The 19,137-nt window shown below is 39.8% G+C and carries 17 protein-coding genes; 4 read left to right on the plus strand and 13 right to left on the minus strand.

Annotated features, from left to right (window positions below; all coding sequences use genetic code 11):
* Window positions 1-237: 237 nt before the first annotated feature.
* On the plus strand, window positions 238-1,368 hold the full coding sequence (locus PR834_RS02610; protein ID WP_272536398.1) for a PIN domain-containing protein: 1,131 nt from the start codon (window positions 238-240) through the stop codon (window positions 1,366-1,368).
* A gap of 516 nt (window positions 1,369-1,884) precedes the next feature.
* Here PR834_RS02610 and PR834_RS02615 read toward each other — a convergent pair.
* The 5 genes from PR834_RS02615 to PR834_RS02635 all read right to left on the minus strand — a co-directional run bounded on the left by PR834_RS02615 (window position 1,885) and on the right by PR834_RS02635 (window position 5,921).
* On the minus strand, window positions 1,885-4,545 hold the full coding sequence (locus PR834_RS02615) for a toprim domain-containing protein (RefSeq protein WP_272536399.1): 2,661 nt from the start codon (window positions 4,543-4,545) through the stop codon (window positions 1,885-1,887).
* Between the two features lie 77 nt (window positions 4,546-4,622).
* The gene (locus PR834_RS02620) at window positions 4,623-4,844 is read right to left on the minus strand and encodes a TraR/DksA family transcriptional regulator (RefSeq protein WP_004254739.1); all 222 of its coding nucleotides are present in this window, start codon (window positions 4,842-4,844) and stop codon (window positions 4,623-4,625) included.
* Window positions 4,837-5,058: a DUF2732 family protein gene (locus tag PR834_RS02625; protein WP_004254744.1), complete on the minus strand. Its 222-nt coding sequence runs from the start codon at window positions 5,056-5,058 to the stop codon at window positions 4,837-4,839. Before PR834_RS02625 ends, PR834_RS02620 begins: the two co-directional genes overlap by 8 nt.
* 402 nt (window positions 5,059-5,460) lie before the next feature.
* Complete coding sequence (locus PR834_RS02630) at window positions 5,461-5,640, minus strand: hypothetical protein (RefSeq protein ID WP_336298903.1); 180 nt, start codon at window positions 5,638-5,640, stop codon at window positions 5,461-5,463.
* 14 nt (window positions 5,641-5,654) lie between these two features.
* Window positions 5,655-5,921: a Cox family DNA-binding protein gene (locus PR834_RS02635; protein WP_076913935.1), complete on the minus strand. Its 267-nt coding sequence runs from the start codon at window positions 5,919-5,921 to the stop codon at window positions 5,655-5,657.
* A 101-nt stretch (window positions 5,922-6,022) separates the two neighbouring features.
* On the opposite strand from PR834_RS02635, the gene PR834_RS02640 reads away from it, so the two are divergent.
* A complete protein-coding gene (locus PR834_RS02640; protein WP_164528876.1) occupies window positions 6,023-6,322 on the plus strand; it encodes a helix-turn-helix transcriptional regulator in 300 nt (99 codons plus the stop codon).
* A 63-nt stretch (window positions 6,323-6,385) separates the two neighbouring features.
* Window positions 6,386-7,372, plus strand: coding sequence for a phage integrase (locus tag PR834_RS02645; protein WP_272536400.1), 987 nt, complete (start codon window positions 6,386-6,388; stop codon window positions 7,370-7,372).
* 262 nt (window positions 7,373-7,634) lie between these two features.
* Here the strand turns inward: PR834_RS02645 and ahpF are convergent, their stop codons facing one another.
* The 6 genes from ahpF to PR834_RS02675 all read right to left on the minus strand — a co-directional run bounded on the left by ahpF (window position 7,635) and on the right by PR834_RS02675 (window position 15,880).
* On the minus strand, window positions 7,635-9,209 hold the full coding sequence (ahpF, locus tag PR834_RS02650; protein WP_272536401.1) for an alkyl hydroperoxide reductase subunit F: 1,575 nt from the start codon (window positions 9,207-9,209) through the stop codon (window positions 7,635-7,637).
* 117 nt (window positions 9,210-9,326) lie between these two features.
* Complete coding sequence (ahpC, locus tag PR834_RS02655; RefSeq protein WP_004254784.1) at window positions 9,327-9,890, minus strand: alkyl hydroperoxide reductase subunit C; 564 nt, start codon at window positions 9,888-9,890, stop codon at window positions 9,327-9,329.
* Between the two features lie 189 nt (window positions 9,891-10,079).
* Window positions 10,080-11,204 carry an ABC transporter permease gene (locus PR834_RS02660; RefSeq protein ID WP_164456325.1) on the minus strand — a complete coding sequence of 375 codons (1,125 nt, stop codon included), beginning with the start codon at window positions 11,202-11,204 and terminating at the stop codon, window positions 10,080-10,082.
* 5 nt (window positions 11,205-11,209) lie between these two features.
* Window positions 11,210-13,966: a ribosome-associated ATPase/putative transporter RbbA gene (gene rbbA, locus PR834_RS02665; protein ID WP_272536402.1), complete on the minus strand. Its 2,757-nt coding sequence runs from the start codon at window positions 13,964-13,966 to the stop codon at window positions 11,210-11,212.
* A complete protein-coding gene (locus tag PR834_RS02670) occupies window positions 13,963-15,033 on the minus strand; it encodes an HlyD family secretion protein (RefSeq protein ID WP_036957769.1) in 1,071 nt (356 codons plus the stop codon). Before PR834_RS02670 ends, rbbA begins: the two co-directional genes overlap by 4 nt.
* 370 nt (window positions 15,034-15,403) lie before the next feature.
* On the minus strand, window positions 15,404-15,880 hold the full coding sequence (locus PR834_RS02675; RefSeq protein ID WP_036957770.1) for a GNAT family N-acetyltransferase: 477 nt from the start codon (window positions 15,878-15,880) through the stop codon (window positions 15,404-15,406).
* Window positions 15,881-16,293: 413 nt separating this feature from the next.
* Between PR834_RS02675 and PR834_RS02680 the strand changes: the two genes are divergently transcribed.
* On the plus strand, window positions 16,294-18,039 hold the full coding sequence (locus PR834_RS02680) for an ABC-F family ATP-binding cassette domain-containing protein (protein WP_272536403.1): 1,746 nt from the start codon (window positions 16,294-16,296) through the stop codon (window positions 18,037-18,039).
* A 224-nt stretch (window positions 18,040-18,263) separates the two neighbouring features.
* On the opposite strand, the gene PR834_RS02685 is transcribed toward PR834_RS02680, so the two are convergent.
* The gene (locus tag PR834_RS02685) at window positions 18,264-18,467 is read right to left on the minus strand and encodes a hypothetical protein (RefSeq protein WP_004254804.1); all 204 of its coding nucleotides are present in this window, start codon (window positions 18,465-18,467) and stop codon (window positions 18,264-18,266) included.
* Window positions 18,460-19,011, minus strand: a complete 552-nt coding sequence (locus tag PR834_RS02690; protein WP_004254808.1) for a PadR family transcriptional regulator — start codon at window positions 19,009-19,011, stop codon at window positions 18,460-18,462. The genes PR834_RS02685 and PR834_RS02690 overlap by 8 nt, the downstream gene beginning before the upstream one ends.
* Window positions 19,012-19,137 lie beyond the last annotated feature (126 nt).

The raw sequence follows: 19,137 nt of genomic DNA on the forward strand, positions 1-19,137 counted from the left end.
GGTGCAAATATTTGATTTTGTCAACCTGAATGTTGGTGCATTTTTACAGTTTTGTCAACTCAAGTTTTTGTGTTCACACTCACATTAATTACATAATAGTTATAGGGCCATTTTAGTCCAGAAAACTGACTATAAATAATATCAGACAGTCATTTCTGCAGTGTTTATTCAATCATTCACAAAAACATAAATAAAAATTATACTTAACGCCCCTAAACGTTTTTTGGAATGAGTAAAATGAAAGATAGTAAATATAATGCCTTATGTGTTGACACTTCCATTTTTATAAACCATGGATTAACATTGAATAAAGGGCTACTAAAAAGATTAGACCAATTTAAGAATTCAAAAATAAAATTAGTTATACCTAATATCATTATGAATGAACTTGAAAAGCATCTTCTGAAAAAAAAATCCGAAAAACATATAGACTTAAATTCATCTATAAAAGATTTCATTCGATACCATGACTCAAATAATGAAAAGCTAGTTGAATTTCAAAATATCGTCAATGAATTTACACCTAATATTTCAACTAATAAATCAATATCCAACTTTATTAATAAAACAGGATTAAAAATTATTAATGTTGATGATTACTTAGATGTGAAAAAATTAATTGAAATGTATTTTTTAAATCAGCCGCCATTTGAAGAAACAGGTAAGAAAAAATCAGAATTTCCAGATGCAATTGCACTTCTTTCATTAGATGCATGGGCAGAAGAATGTAATATAAAAGTTATTGCAGTGAGTACAGATAAAGGTTGGTTAAATTACTCTGAACACTCTGAATATATTGATGTTGTTGATGATCTATCCAATGCCATTTCAACGCTTCAATCGCAAATAGATCCTGAAATATTATTATCTAAATTGGCTAATATGTTAGATGCCCCCTATGGGGAATTTTACAATTTGATCAAAGAAAAAGCTGAGAGTTATACCAATCAAATAGAATCTCAACCAGATGCAATTTCTAATTTTGACATTGACTCTGACTACTTAGAAGTTAATTTTAATGAGATTACATTTTCGCATTCATCTTCAAGTTCATTATTTTTACAATTAATTCAATTTGAAGATAATATGGTTGTTGTGCAAACAAATGTGGATATAAATGCTACAGCTCACTGTGATTTTACTTTATTAGTTAGAGATTCAACAGATAAAGATTATTATAATATAGGTACAACATCTGAAAGTACAAATTTTGATTTTAATACAGATATATTAATCACATTTACTGGCAATTTTGAAAATGTGAGTAATATAACTGGCGTAGATATAGATGATGTTGAGTTTTTATCTTCACCTTCTTATATTGATTTTGGCTATATTGAACCATCATACAATTACGAATCCGATTAATGGTTAACTTGCTACAACCATAACTTTACCCCCCCTCCGGAAACCGGTTACAACGGTTACACCCTACCAAAACTACCTATAACCCACTGATTATAAACAACTCCGTTGTAACTTTTTACTGGTTACAACGGGTTACAAAACAGGATTTAAAAAGTTACATCCTTATAAAACAATAAGTTATATTTTTAATTTGTAACCTCTTAAAACGGTTACACGTAACCACAAAGTAACCCATTTGTAACCTTTTACTATTTCTATATTTCTATATCTTATCAATAAGATACAAGGATATTTTAATTTTGTAACCATTGTAACCGCTTTCCGAACCCCTCCCATAAATTCTCTATATTTATAAAAGAGATTAAATAATAGTCAACTCTTACTCTGTTATCCATAGATTTACTTACCTACGCTTTTATAGAATATTGATGATGAGCATTTACTTAATTCATGGGGTTTATCGATAGATAAAAGAAAGGCTGCACATCCGCAGCCTATGAATGAATGGATGAAAAACTAACTCTCACTGTTTTCCAGAAACACCCAGCACTTAATCACTTCAGGTCTTTTAAGCGTACTCCCCACCGCAAGCGTGCTATTAAACTGGCTGTTCACCACACTTCGCACCGTCTTAACGCCTACAAACTTACGCATGCGCCCCGATTTCAATAAGTTCTTAATATCTGTATTCAATTGCATAGACTGACGGTATTCGCTGGCTACTTGCGCAATATGGTTAAAATTCACCGCATAAACGCCCTTTTCACTACTATGATTCACACCAAAGGCCTCATTATCGTGTAAATAATCAAACAGTTCCCAAAACTCCATCACTTGTGGTTGGTCGAGTTGGATCGCTTGAACGCGTTGTTTGGCCAACTCAATAATAAAGTCACGAGTTTGGCGAATATGAGCCGCTTTTACAGGAAGAACTAACGCTAACGTTTCTAGCAATGCAATTAACTGTGCGTGATTCTTAGCAATCCGCTCATGGTTAATCGCCTTATCCGCAAATAGCTGTGCCTGTAAGCCATCTACGCGCTCATTGTATTGCTTTAATATCGCCGCTTCTTTCATCAATACCGTAGGCAAAAAACCGGATAACCTTTCAATGGGATAACGTTCAAGGGCTATGGCGGCATAACGGGTTTCAACACTTTGCTCCGCTTTATCGGTATAAAGATGAATAATCCGTTCTAAAACGGCGCGTGACGCGTTAATTTCTGCATTCTGTGCAATAATAATACTGCCTTTAAACAACGGCTCATAAGTCTCATTACCGCTATTTTTCACCCCTAGTGAACGCGTTGCACGGCCGTTATACAGTGACTTAAGTTCTTCCCAATCAAATGCTTTTAACTTCGCATTATCTTGCACGCGGTCACTTTCAATTAAACACACTGGCAAATTACTAATCTGTGAAAAGTTTCGTCCTCGAGCGGCAACACTCGACTTTGATGCATCGAACCCCTCATAATCTGCGCGGCCGCATAAACGCCATAAAAACTCAATCAACGTACTTTTACCTGAACCAGGCTCACCACAAATTTCTAAAAATGGGTAGCTTTTATGAGTCTTGCGTATCTGCTCCGCAAAGAACGAACCCAACCAGAACGCCAACACCACATAACCTTTTGCGCCAAACGCATCCCAAAGAGAACTTAACCAGCTGGTATCAAATTCGCTAAAATCGGTATTAATGGCCAATGATGGGCTAAGGCTTAACGTCTTGATATCCAACTTATTGAGAGAGAAATAATCTTCCTCATTTAACGTAAAACACTTACCATCCTGCACCGCAACATCATTAAACACATAGACACCATACTCTTTGTTATAACCCACATAATTTTGCGTGATCACCTCTTTGATATCCGGCAAAGCTTGCTTGCAAATGCGGTCCAATTGCAAAGTTGTGCCGGTATAAACAGCCCCTTTGGCCACATGCAATAAACGCTTTTTGAATTCACTGGCACTGGTTAATTGTGAGGCGGTAAACGTGGCTTTAACTTGCGGTTGGCGAGGAAAATCGACACGCATGTAATACCATGATTCATCAGTCTCAACGGATTTTTGGAAATATAGCGGAGTGGGATAACAATTGGCGATTTCAACTACCGTACCGGACTCTTTTACCGCTTTTTGTCTGGCTTCATCTTCATCTAAATCGGGTTCGGCATCATGAATGCGCTCAATGGTTTTCATCATTTTATCGATATCCAACTTAAACCAATACAAGCGGTTATCATGTTGAAAATCGAACTCTGAACGCTCCGTCCAGTTAAACATTAAACGCGCCTTTTCAAACGCGGTTGAGGCTAATAATAACTTGCCGTAATAGCGATAACGGGCGATATCGCGCTCCGTTAGCTTGCCTTTCATATGCAAGTCATTCCAATCGTTGCCACACTCTTTTTCAGCGGGTCTCGCGGCCGTGGCTTTCCAGCCATCATCATAGCTGCGGGCAACAAACTTTTTCATGGCGCGCTCACCGGCTGCGCCATTATCCAACGCCCAAACTAAAAGCGGCTTTCTATTATTACCTAGCGCTGTTCTCAGCGCACTTAAAGCAATTTCAGGGTAGTTATGGCAAGTCATTAACGATACAGCCGCAATACCGTTTTGAATCAAGCTAAGGGCATCAAAAATGCCTTCCGTTAGCCAAATCTCTTTGGCTTGGGTTAAATCCTGCTGTGGCAGTGTCCACCAATGCCCTTTATAAGAACCAAAAAAGTTAGCTTTGCGATCAAAACGTGAGGGCCTATCAATAATGCGTTCCCAATATGCCCCCTCGGGTAAAGCAAATTTCACCGTTGCAGCACCTAATCCATTAGCATGATAACTAGACTCGGAATACAACCCTTTCAAGGGAGCGATATCAAGCCCTCTGGCGTGCTGTAAATAGGCATCTGCGGCTGCATTTGGTGCTTGTTGCGTCTTGGGGTAGTGTGCTGACCAGTCATCAAATATATCGGGATAAATCTCTTTTACAATCAACTCAGCGCCACATTTATTTTCACGGCCACAACGCAACACAAACGGCATTTCAATTGAGGTAAATAGCTCTTTTTTCTTACAATTTGGGCACACACCTTGGCGCAAATAGCCATTTTGCTCTTTAAATTGAAAGTCGTGTACGAGGCGAGGTAATAACGCCTGAATATGATATGATTTCATGTGATAACCTTAGAGCACACAATCAGCGTCTATCCCGCAGTTTGTGTGCTTTTTATTTGCTTACAGAAAATGATTTCTCATACGCTGTGGTAATGTTTTTCTTTCAGTTCAAACAGAATTTGGCAGTCAATACACAAGGTGCAGCCAATCACCGCTTGGCGGCGGGCTTCTGGTATTGGGTGATCACAATTCTCACATTCAAACGCAGATACCCTATTCGCTGGCTTCCTCGCAGCTTGGATATTTTGTTCTAGCACTAATGCCGCATGTTCATTGGCGCGGTCGATAACATCAGACATAATTAAGATCTCCCGCTTGTGACTCGAATTTATCCGCTTCATCAATCAATAACTGATGAATTTGCGCATAATCTAATTTCTCTGTTAATACTTTGTCGGCTAATTGACGTTGGCGATCAGCAAAACGATTCATTAATGATTTACGCTCATCTTCCCTATTCGCTTTTATATTTTCAGCCACAGGGGTAAATATAGGGTCTGGAATATGTCTCATTTTAAAACCTCATTTTTAGGTAATAAAAAGCCCTGACCGATAAAGGTCATTGTTTAATGATTTGATTATTAGTTGCTAGCTAGCTGTATTCAAAGAACTTTTTATTTATTCCGCCATTCACAAAATAAATCTTCTTTTATCGTTATCGTGAACAAATGTGAATGGCTATTTTGTTTCTGACTTTGCTCAATGACATAACGAAAGAAACTTAAAAACTTTGCGAATGGAATACTTGGGCTAAAATCGTTCATTCCATTCACAGAAATCAAAACGGTATTACCTGCATTACTCAAAGGAAGAAAGTGTATTAATTGTGATAATTCAAAAACGACACTATTTATTGGTGAATACTTATCTTCAATACAAATATATACTCCGTTTTGTGTATTCTTGACGATTAAATTACTTTCCACCTTTCATCCTCCACAACCCATCTATATATTTTGTCGCTTCAGCCATAGCATCAAACTTGCCGAACGACTCCCCTAAATGCCAAACGTGATAACGTGTGATTGGTGTCTGCTTCTTGCGTGGTAACGTGATAATCGTAAACCCACGATACACCGCACAATGATGGCTCACACGAATAACCTGACTCATTGCGGCTTACCTAAACCCAACCACACCAACCAACCGTCACGCATTTCCGCGGGTAACGACTCATAGGCCAGCCTTAAACCATTATTCCACGCTGGCAAATACACATAATTCTCCGCACGACTAGAGCCAGGTCTTTTCATCTGAACAATCGGTAACTTACCTGCTTTACGCATATCGGCCACTGCGCTTGCTGGCTTACCAATCAACTCAGCGAATTTTTCCTCAGTCACAACATCTGACAGACTTACGATTTTCTCTCTCATCTGCTACCCTCTTATGTCAGGCGCTTTCTAGCGCTTTAGGACTCTTTGCTTCATTGCATTGAGATATCAATGTTCTTATAAAATAAGAGATCTCTTATATAATGTCAACGTACGATAGCGAAAGACTAAAGCTTATACGTGAGTCAGAAAGGCTTAATGTTAAGCAAGCTGCTGATTTGGTAGGTATTAATTATGTTACCTATCATGGATATGAAAGTGGAAAAGCTAAAATGTCATTGGAGTCTGCAATGAAATTCTTTAAGCATCCCCGATTTAGAAAATACCGAGATTGGTTCATGTTCGATGAGGTAAATCCCGAAGCTGGCCAAATCGCACCGGCTTTAGCGCACACTGGGCACGAAAATTCAGGATCACCCCACTCAGACAAGAAAACTGGTTAACAATTTATCAGGCATTTTGTGAGGTTAACTCGCAAAGCCAATCGACCCTCGGAGGGCTTTCTTATGGCAATTAAGAAACTCGAAGATGGTCAATATGAAGTGGACATTAGACCGGCTGGCCGTCAAGGAAAACGCGTCAGACGTCGATTTGATACAAAACACGAAGCCGTTTTGTTTGAGCGTTACGCCCTATCAAACAAAATGCACAAAGATTGGTTAGATAAATCCAATGATATTCGGCCGCTACAAGACTTAATTAATTTGTGGTGGAACACCTTTGGGAAAAGTAGCGACTATGCGCAGGACACGTTATTAAGGGCAACACGCATTGCGACCGCACTCGATAACCCGCCAATGTGCTTATTAACCGATAAGCAATTAGCACTTTACCGCGAACTCCGGCTCGCTGCGGGTATCAAGCCCTCCACGATAAACCGTGATTTTTCAGCAATAAGCGGCATATTTACCGCCTTAAAGCGCACGGATTTATTTATGGGTAAGCACCCAATACGAGGGCTATCACGGTTAAAGCAAAAAGCGACTGAGATGTCCTATTTAACGCATGAAGAAATCAGGCTGCTGCTGAATATATTAAAAGGTGATAATAAAAAAGTGGCGATTTTATGTTTAAGCACCGGTGCGCGTTGGGGGGAAGCAGTTAAATTAAAACGCGAGCACGTGATCCAAAATAAAATCCGTTTCACTTTTACCAAAACGGGCAAAGCGCGCATTGTACCGATTTCCCAAGAAGTCGCAGATGCTGTGTGTACGCGAAAATCCGGTTTGCTTTTTCCAAACACCTCTTACGATATGTTTAGAAAGCACATAAAGACCATTAAGCCTGATATGCCGCAGGGCCAAGCCACGCACGCATTACGGCATACTTTCGCAACCCATTTTATGATGAATGGCGGCAGTATTATTACTTTGCAGAGAATCCTAGGTCACTCGACATTACAGCAAACACTGACCTACGCACACTTTGCACCGGACTTTCTTCAAGATGCGATTACGTATAATCCACTAAAGGGAGGAACAGAGTTAGCTTAATAGATTGTTCGTTTTAGGATGATTTTGACGACAAAAAACCGAGGCAAATTTAACTTTTGCATGTCCACAAATTGTCCACACTGGGATGTATTTCTCCGCTGTAAGTACCACCAAATCAGCGTTTAGATCGTCCACAAGTTGTCCACACTTGAACACTTTTAGGCACTTTTGAGCCTTTTTCGTACAGATTATGCACAAAAAAAAGGCACTCGCCCCCGAGTGCCTTTTGACTACAACTCACTGAATATAAAGTAAATTACACCTATTCAGCGGTTCTGGTACTTGTGCGGATTAGGTAATCAAAGGCGCTAAGTGCGGCTTTTGCTCCTTCTCCGGCTGAAATAATAATTTGCTTATAAGGGACTGTAGTACAGTCACCGGCAGCAAAAATACCTTTAATACTGGTTTCGTTACGTGCATCGATCTCGATTTCGCCCATACGGTTTCTAGCAACTGTGTCGCCTAGCCAATTAGTATTAGGCAATAAACCTATTTGCACGAATGCTCCCGCCACTTCTAATAAATGTACGCTATCATCAGTACGGTCTTTATATTCGAGACCCGTCATTTTACTGCCATCACCTTTTACTTCTAAGGTTTGTGCATTGACGATAATATCGACATTTTTCAGGCTACGTGCTTTTTTCTGTAATACAGAATCTGCTTTCAGTTCCGGAGCAAACTCCAGTACGGTCACATGCTCAACGACACCGGCTAAGTCAATAGCCGCTTCAATACCTGAGTTACCGCCACCAATAACGGCAACACGTTTACCTTTAAATAACGGACCATCACAGTGTGGGCAGAATGTTACACCCTTAGTACGATATTCTTGTTCCCCCGGAACACCCATATTTCTCCAGCGAGCACCTGTTGAAATAATAATACTGCGTGATTTTAAGATCCCACCCGATGCAGTTTCGATTTGGTGTAATCCACCTTCTTCTGCCGCAGGGATCAGTTTTGCAACTGATTGGCCATCAATGACATCAACATCATAGCTGTCCACGTGGTTCTTCAATGCGCCTGCAAAAATAGCCCCTTCCGTTTTGATAACTGAAATATAGTTTTCAATATCAACCGTATCCATAACTTGGCCACCAAAACGCTCGCCAATTACGCCAGTACGGATCCCTTTACGTGCGGTATAGATTGCCGCTGAAGCCCCTGCTGGGCCACTACCAATAACAAGGACTTCAAAAGGCTCACGCTCTGTGAGTGATTTCGCTGCACGCGCATCTGCGTTGGTATCAACTTTGCTAACAATTTCACTTAACGTCATACGCCCTTGGCCAAACTCTTTTCCATTCAGGAAAACCGCAGGAACGCCCATCACATTACGTTCATCAATCTCATTTTGGAAAAGTGCACCATCAATAGCCGTATGGCTAATATTTGGATTTAAAACTGCCATTAAGTTCAACGCCTGAACAACATCTGGGCAGTTATGGCATGATAAAGAGTAATAAGTCTCAAAGTGGAATTCGCCTTCAAGACCTTTAACCTGCTCTAATAACTCTTGCGCTTCTTTAGATGGATGACCACCGATTTGCAATAATGCCAGCACAAGAGAGGTAAATTCATGCCCCAAAGGTGAGCCTGCAAAACGCAAACCACTATCTGTACCTGGGTTAGTAATTAAAAAAGACGGTGTTCTTAGTGCGCTATTGCGCTCTTCACGTACAGTGACTTTATCTGACAGAGATGCAATTTGTTCTAACAGCTGCTTGATTTCATTTGATTTTTCGCTGTCATCTATATTAGCAACTAATTCAACGGGTTTAGTTAAACGTTCTAAGTAGGCTTTCAACTGTGCCTGTAAATTATTGTCGAGCATGTAATCCCCTTTAATTTTTATCATAAAATCGGGTACATATACCCGTCGTGATCCAAGTTGCAGGCCTAAACACCTGCAACCTGAATTATTCAGTATTAATCAATTGAGTTAGATTAATTAGATTTTGCCGACTAAGTCCAAAGATGGAGACAGTGTTGCATCACCTTCTTTCCATTTAGCTGGGCAAACTTCACCTGGGTGACTTGCAACATATTGTGCTGCTTTAACTTTACGTAACAGGTCAGCTGCATCACGACCGATACCTTCAGCAGTAATTTCGATTGCCTGAATGATACCTTGTGGGTCAACAACGAAAGTGCCGCGGTCTGCTAAGCCTTCGTTTTCACGCATATTTTCAAAGTTACGTGTTAATGCGCCAGTTGGGTCACCGATCATGGCATATTTGATTTTACCGATAGTTTCTGAACTTGCATGCCATGCTTTATGGGTAAAATGTGTGTCAGTAGAAACAGAGAAAATTTCAACACCTAATTTTTGGAATTCTTCATAATGGTCAGCAATGTCACCCAGTTCAGTTGGGCAAACAAAGGTAAAGTCAGCTGGATAGAAGAAGAAAACGCTCCATTTACCTGCAACATCTTTTTCAGAAACTTCGATAAATTGGCCATCTTTAAATGCTTGGTTAGTAAATGGTTTGATTTGAGTATTAATTAATGACATATGATGTTCTCCTGTTTGGTTGCCTATTAAGTTACTGTTTTACAGCAGCTTAATCCAATCATTACCCACTATTGATTTGATAGGTACAACCTAATCATGCACCAATAATTAATAGGTGAAGCATTAGAACGCTTACTGAAAAATTCAGCAAGCGTTTTATGCATTAATGGATATTTTATGTACAGTAGGTTATGCCATGGTGGCAATCGTTTTGCGAAAACGAATGAGTGCGAGAGAAAAGAATACAGCACCAATAACAACAAGAACCGCAAATTGAGGCCAAACAATTTGGAAGCCAGCTCCGCGATATAAAATCGCTTGAGCAAGGCTAACAAAGTGCGTTGTCGGCATGGTTAACATAATGTCTTGAACAAGCTGAGGCATACTTTCTCGCGCTGTCATTCCGCCAGAAAGCATATTTAATGGCAATAACACTAAGATCATCAACAAACCAAACTGAGGCATGGAGCGTGCAATCGTCCCCATAAAAATACCAATCGACGTTGTCGCAAATAAACTCAAGGCCACCCCACACATAAACAATAAGATAGAGCCTTCGATTGGTACTTGTAGCAATGTTTTTACAACCAAAATTAAGGAAACACCAGATGCAATCAATACCACCAGCCCCATTGACCATATTTTCGACATCATAATTTCAAATGGCGTTAGTGGCATGACCATCAAATGTTCGACGGTGCCGTGTTCCCGTTCGCGGATTAGTGCAGCGCCCGTTAAAACAATCGATAACATCGTAATATTATTAATGATTGCCATAACAGAACCAAACCATGACTGTGTCAAGTTAGGGTTAAAGCGCATCCTCACTTCCAAATCAACAGGTAAACTTGCATTACTACGGTATTTTGCTAAAAATTCATTCACTTCCCCTAAGGTAATATTTTGAATATAACTATTTCCTAAGAAGGCTTGGCTCATCCTTGTTGCATCAATATTTACCTGAATTTCTGGGTGTCGTCCGGCAAGCACATCACGTTGAAAATTAGGCGGAATATCTAGCGCAAAAGTATATGAACCACGATTTAACAAACCATCAATTTGATCTGGCGTGATATCCGCGGGTGGTAAGAAATAAGGCGCATAAAAGCTATTGATTATCCGATTTGATAACTGTGACTTATCTTGGTCAGCAATCGCAATGGGAGCATTATGTAAAGAGCCAGGAGTTACCGTTGCGGACGAATAGATCGATACCGTAAAAGCAAAGACAATCAACGCTAGCATTGCTTTATCGCGGCCTAAACTGCGTAACTCTTTGACTCCTAAGTTAAAAATATTCTGAATTTTACGTATCATCGCTATGCCTCCTGCTTTTTCAGGAATAAAACACTGAGCCCAATAACCAATGGAACAGTGATCAGTAATGGGATAAACGATGACTGTAAATCGAATAAATTTAGTCCCTTAGAGAAGGTTCCTCGCGTGATAGTTAAAAAGTGTGATGTTGGATAAACCATCCCAACCCAGCGGCCAATACCTTCCAATGATGAAACTGGGTCAATCATTCCTGAAAATTGTGTTGCTGGTATCAGAGTGATGATAGAAGTACCAAAAATTGCTGCAATTTGACTTTTCATAAAGCATGAAATCAATAACCCCATTCCTGTTGCAATACTGATATACAAAAATGCGGCCAAGGTTAACGTCAGAAAACTACCTTTAAATTCAACACCAAATATATAGACGGACAGTATGCAAAGTAATACAAAGTTAAACATGCCTAATAAAATATAAGGGACCTGCTTTCCAAGTAAAAACTCTAATTTGGTGATCGGAGTGACATAAAGATTGATAATCGAACCAAGCTCTTTTTCCCGAACAACACTCAACGCGCTAAGCATTGCGGGGATCATCATTAATAATAATGGAATAACTGCGGGAACAATCGCCGGTAAACTACGAACATCTGGGTTATAACGATATCGGGTTTCAATGTCGATAGCTGGCATACCAGCAACGCCAACGGGTTGGCGAGCAGCCATCGTACTTAGCCATGCTAAGTGCATCGCTTGCACATAACCACGCACAGTTTCAGCGCGGTTTGGCATCGCACCATCAATCCACACGCCAATTTTAACGTTATTGCCGCGTGCAACGTCCCTTGCGAAGTTAGGCGGAATTTCAATCGCAACGGTAATCTTACCGCTACGCATACCAGCCTCTAAATCATCATAATCCTTGATTGGTAGTTGTTCGATAAAGTAACGTGAACCTGCTAAGTTCAGCGTATATCCTTGACTTAACCCCGTTTGGTCGCGATCTAGTACGGAAAAACGTAAATTTTCGACATCCATACTAATACCGTAACCCATAATAAACATAAGAATTACAGTCCCTAATAACGCGAGTGTTGAACGCACTGGGTCACGACGTAATTCCATCCCTTCTCGAATGGAATAACTGAATAACCGACGTAAACTAAAACGTTTTTTTAACGCTTCGGTCGCTTGTTCTTTCAGTTCAGGGTCAACATGGAACTCAGGGGCAGTTTCTTGCCCTTGTCCTGCATCCCCCACAGCATCCTGTAAATAAGCAATAAAGGTTTCTTCAAGCGTGCCAAGGCCTCTTTTTTTGGTCAGGTTAGCAGGGGTATCACAATCTAAGACTTTACCTGCATGCATGAGTGAAATACGGTCACAGCGCTCTGCTTCATTCATAAAGTGCGTAGAAATAAAAATTGTGACACCGTCACGTCTTGATAGATCGACCATCAAATTCCAGAACATATCTCTGGCAACGGGGTCTACTCCCGAAGTTGGCTCATCGAGGATTAACATTTCAGGTTCATGAATAACTGCGACAGCTAAAGATAACCTTTGCCGGATCCCTAAAGGTAAATCGTCAGGCATTACGTCTCGCACATCATCAAGTTCAAAACGCTGGCACATTTCGTCCACTCGCTGGGGAATTTTGTCCTCAGCTATATGAAAAAGCTTGGCGTGAAGTACGAGATTTTGCTCAACACTCAATTCACTATATAGTGAAAATGCTTGCGACATGTAGCCGACACGCTTACGTGTTTCGATATCTTTCGGATCTATTTCTTGACCAAATAGCCATGCTTGCCCTTCACTGGCTTGTAATAAACCCGTCAACATTTTCATAGTGGTTGATTTACCACAGCCATTAGACCCTAAGAAACCAAAAATCTCCCCTTTTGGGATCTTAAAATTCACATGGTCAACAGCGACGAAGTTACCAAAACGCATAGTTAGGTCTTGGGCTTCAATAGCAATAATATTGTCTTCTGTAGTATCACGTGGAGGGATCACGACTTTTTTGTGGCCACTGCGTTTTTCTTCAGGTAGTAATTCAATAAACGCAGCTTCAAGATCATCACATTGAGTTTGGGCTTTTAATTCAGATGCATGACCTGTAGCGAGCACCTTGCCATCATCCATTGCCACTAACCAATCAAAGCGTTCGGCCTCTTCCATATAAGCCGTTGCGACCAAAACGCTCATATTGGTTTGTCGCAAACGAATGCGGTCAATTAAATCCCAAAATTGCGCACGAGATAACGGGTCAACCCCTGTAGTAGGTTCATCCAAAATTAATAAATCGGGATCATGAATTAGCGCACAGCATAACCCAAGCTTTTGTTTCATCCCTCCTGATAATTTGCCTGCTGGACGGTCTTTAAATGGCGCAAGCCCTGTACTTTCAAGCAAATCCTGAATCCGATATTCACGCTCAGCTTTTGATTGGCCAAATAAGCGGCCAAAAAAGTCGACGTTTTCATAAACAGATAACGTATGGTAGAGATTCTTCCCTAAACCTTGCGGCATGTAGGCGATGCGAGGGCAAACAGCTCTACGATGCTCAATATCACTCATATCACCGTCAAGTACCGTTATTTGGCCTTGTTGAATCACTCTTGCCCCTGCAATCAGGGAGATCAGGCTTGATTTTCCTACACCATCAGGGCCAATCAACCCAACCATTTTTCTTGCTGGGATGGAAAGTACTATGTCATCCAACGCACAATTGTCACCATAATGTTGGCTGACATGTTGTATATCGATAATCACATCATCCATCAGTTTATTGGTCATTGTGGTAATCTCACCTCTAATTCAGCAGGCCAAGATTCATTAGGGTCTAAACGCACATAAGCTTTTCCGGGCAGCCCTGTTTTCACATATTCTAGATGTTGCTCTAATAATTCAGGCGAAATTCGTGCACGCACTCTGAACATTAATTTTAGGCGTTCATTTTGTGTTTCTACGGTTTTCGGTGTGAATTGAGCAACACTCGCCACGAAAGTGGTTTTGGCTGGGATCACGATATTTGGTGCAGCGTCAAGTATGATGTGAACATCACTGCCTAAGGCAACTTTTCCTGCATCTTCAGTCGGTAAGAAAAATGTCATATACACATCACTTAAATCGACCATGTTCAAGACTCGTCCGCCAGCGCCAAGTACCTCTCCAGGCTCAGCGACACGATATTGAATACGCCCGTTTCTTGGCGCTTTTAGAATACTGTCATCTAAGTCCGCAATAATACGGCGTTCCGTTGCTGTCGCTGCATCAACACGGTTTTTCGCTTGGACTATACCAGCGCTTGCAGAATCAATGGCTGATGTCGCGGCGGCAACTTGAGCTTTTGACGCTTCCAGTGCTGCACGAGAGCCTTGCATCTGTGCTGTATCATCATCGACTTGTTGCTGAGATACGGCGTTGGTTCTCACCAAAGCTCTAGAACGATTTAACCGTTTTTGCGCTGCGTCTAACTCCGCTTCACGTTGACGAACAACAGCCTGGGCTGCAACTTTTTCGCTTTTACGTTGCGCTAAAGCAGACTCGGCAGTGGTCACTGCACTGATGGCTTGGCGTAATTGTGCCTGTACTTCATGGAGTTGCTCTTGGAGTGCTCGCGTATCCATGCGAGCAAGTTCTTGCCCTTCTTTAACAAAATCCCCTTCTTTTACATTAATCGTTTCAATACGTCCTGCCGTCTTAGTGGCAATATCAATTTCTGTTGCTTCTATACGGCCGTTACTTTGAGCGAATCCAGCGGGTAGACCACCTGAATTAACATTCCAGTAATAGAAACCACCCGCAACAATAATTAATATTAAAATGATGTAAAAAGATACTTTTTGTTTATTTATTTTCATACCATCCCTTTCCATTAAATGAGAAAACAAGGAACAACAATTATTTTGATTATTAACCTGGTGATTATTAATAAAATGACATAACTGTCTCTATACGAAATAAATACCCTTAAAACTAAAAATATTATTTTTATTTAAAACTTGGCCAAGTAAGTGTTAGCACTACCATTAAATTGGCTATCTACTTAATTTAATGGCATTTTATCAACATTTGGTTTAAGTTTAGTTGCCTTATGTCACAAAAAAACAGAATAAACTCACAAAAATCAGGATAAGGCATTAATTGTACATATTTAATTCAAAATAAAAAAATAAAGCCAGTAACTTAATTTACTGGCTTTATTCAACGATGTTTGAATATGAATAAATATTAGCTTGCGAATGCAGCAATCACTTTTTCATCCATTCGGTAACGAACCCATTCATCTTGCGGTTCTGCGCCAATACTTTTATAAAAATCAATTGCTGGCTGGTTCCAATCTAAAACACTCCATTCCAGCCGTTGGCACTTTCGTTCTACGGCTAACACTGCAATATGCTTGAGTAACTTCTTTCCTGCACCCGCGCCACGAAAATCTGGGGAGACATACAAATCTTCTAAATAAATACCATTATTCCCTAACCATGTTGAATAACTCGTAAAAAATACGGCATACCCTGCTGGCTGGCCATCCACATAACAGATTAAGGCTTCTGTGCTTGAATTCGCTCCAAATAAGGAATTTTCAATATCAGCTACCGTGGCTTTAACTTCGTGACGTGCTTTTTCATAATCTGCCAATTCAATGATCATATCTAATATCAAAGCAGCGTCATCACATGTTGCGGGTTTTATTTCTACGTTCATTTGGGGCTCTCTTGTTTTTTGAATCATGATTTTAAACGCTACATAGCAAGAACCCAATTCACAGCAATATTATTCATTTCTTCGCGCATGATATAAGTAACATTTATACCTGTATATGCTTTTTCCTATAATAATCAGAGAGCGCATTTTCGGACCTTGTTGGTTAAATAACATATTAGCTATAATTCTCTCATCGATTAACTAAATGAATATTAAGGAGGCTAATTTATGTTGTTGTGTGATCTTATTGAATATTCACACTTCTTTGGTAATCGCCAGAGCTCAGGCTTTCACAGTTTTATACTGCGATAACCCTGCCTGAGCGAAGCCACTAAAGAAAATCTTCCCTCAGCTTACTGGGTTGTCGTTACGACTATACCCTGGCGTTTTTTCGCCTAAAATTTGAGTAAGCTATGAGCACTTTATTAACTGTAAAATCATTAAATTACGATACTTCAACCTCTACCTTATTAAGCGATATTTCTTTTACCATCCAACAAGGTGACCGCATTGGTTTAATTGGCCATAACGGGAGTGGAAAAAGTACATTATTGAAGCTAATAACCCAACAACTGTTTCCTAATAGTGGCAGTATTACCTATGCAAATCATTGTGTTACTGCTTATATTGAACAACATTTACCCGATGAAATCGCTTGTTTGACTCTGATTGATGCGCTTGTTCAAAAACTCCCTGAACAAGATAAAGTCACTGAGCGCTGGCGGGCTGAAGTTTTATTATCAGAATTAGGTTTTACACCTGAACAATGGGAACAAAAAGCGAATGCCATCAGTGGAGGACAACATACACGTTTGCTGCTGGGGCGTGCTTTAATTGAACAACCCGATTTACTGTTACTCGATGAACCTAGTAATCATTTAGATTTGCCCACACTGATTTGGTTAGGTAATTTCTTACAGTCATGGAAAGGGAGTTTTGTGCTAGTTTCCCATGACCAATCGTTATTAGATAAAGTCAGTAACTGTACTTGGATTTTACGAGATAAATCATTACATTTTTATCGGTTACCTTGCAGTGCAGCACGGCAAGCATTAAGTGAAAAAGACATCACTGATGCACGTCGTAATCAAGCCGAGCAAAAAGAAATTGACCGTATTGCATCAAGTGCCAAGCGCTTAGCGATTTGGGGGCATGTGTATGACAATGAAGCCTTATCACGCAAAGCTAAACAGATGGAAAAACATATTGACCGTCTTAAAGATGCCCAAACTGAGCTAACTGAAGGCTATCAATGGAAGCTTGCTTTAAATGGCAAAGCTATTCCTGCAGATAGAGTTTTAGAGTTGGAAAACACCGTTGTTTCAACACCGAATGGAAATCAGTTATTTAAAACGGCATTTCATCAAGTGAAAAGTGGTGATCGTATCGCTATCATGGGAGCCAATGGCTGTGGTAAATCAACACTATTACGTCTACTTTGGCAACATTATCAACAAGATTTACGCTATAGCTCACAATTGAAGTTTCATCCAGCAATTCGTGCTGGTTATTATGACCAACAATTAGAGCAGTTAAATGATAATGATAGCCTATTAGATGCACTACGTCATTTTTCACCTTTAACCGATGAACAACGAAAAATGGCATTGATTGGAGCGGGGTTTGCCTATAATCGTCACCAACAGAAAGTGGCAACACTGAGCGGTGGTGAACGCGCTAGATTATTGTTTATTGGTTTAAGTTTAGCTCAGTATGAGTTGATTTTGTTAGACGAACCTACCAATCACCTTGATCTAGAAGGCAAGGAAGCGCTTTGTGAGCAAATTAGCTTATTTTCTGGGGCATTATTGGTTGTAAGCCATGATAAATGGCTCATTGAAAATAGCTGCCAACGCTTCTGGTTTATCGATGATAATCGGCTAGAGGAATACCTTAATGCTGATGATATTTATCATAAAATCGAGCAGCAATCCCAGCAAGTGTTAACGTCTACGCTTGGGGAAAATGGCCCTTCTAAATCAACGATTGAAATTCTCAGTAAGGAAGCTACTCATGAAGATGAGTTGTTAGAAACATTGCTGATATTGGAGCAAAAGCTACTTGCGGATCAAAAACGCAAATTAAACCACCAAAAACCGCAATTACAGCAGCAGTGGATCAACGAAATAGCCCAAATACACGCTAAATTGGGCTTGTAACCGATACCCCTGGTTACGTTAAGTGATCAGGGGATTTTTTATGAAGTTATATATTGATATAGGATCATAGCTAAAGTTTACAAAATAATTATATGCACCCTAAAATTTACCTTATTGATGGAATAATAGAAGACTGAGTCGCGTTATTCATCAATAAGAAAATAAATAAGGTTTATTCTTTATGTCTTTTAAGTGAATAAAGATTTTGTAAACTATCTAATTGGTTATTTTATTTTTTGTTTCTTTGCTCGCTTAAAATATGAAGTTGGCACATTAGGGCAAACAACCTCTTTAAATTTAACGTCTTTATTCGTCTTCACAGACGGTTCATTTTCAGATGAAACCGGGGCGTTGCTCTGTGGTATTTTGCTTGTCTCTTTCATATATAAACGCTCTTTTGCTTGTATAATATCATTCGTTTTAGCCATTTGATTTTCCCTCTGCCACTAACACTGCATTGACTTGCTCAATACGTTCCACTGCTCGGTTAATGATCTCAACGACTCTTGTTGTCTCTTCTTTCGTCAACTGTTGTATCACGATTTGGTGTCTCAACAATGACTTAAATTTATCTACAGCGCATTCAATTTCATTAGCGAATTGATTACCTGCTTTTAATTCCTGAGCATATTTTAATTTTAGTTGAACTTCTGCCAATATTTCAGCTTTGAGTAATAAAAAACAACGACCTTCTGGCGTTATGACATAACACTTACGCCCTTTTCCATTATCTTTACCCGCCGAAATAAACCCTAACTCCTCTAATAACGTCAGAGTTGGATATATCACACCTGGGCTTGGGCAATAAAAACCTGCCGTTTCTTCTGCAATTTTTTTTATTAGCTCATAACCGTAATTAATTCCCCCTGTCAGTAAATGTAGGATATAAATCCTTAACTGTTTAGGGTTAAACATACGACTGACACTTTTACCGTTGCACAAACACGGCTCGAGTTGTTGTTCATTTGCCATTAAAATTCTCAGTGGTTATTTATATAAAAACCGATATATCTAATATGATAGTTACTTTTACAGAAAATGCCAGCTTTAGATATATCTATTTTTATGCATAACGTGCTAATGATAATCATTCTTATA

It is taken from the genome of Providencia sp. PROV182, assembly GCF_028480325.1.
GTDB classification, from domain to species: domain Bacteria; phylum Pseudomonadota; class Gammaproteobacteria; order Enterobacterales; family Enterobacteriaceae; genus Providencia; species Providencia hangzhouensis.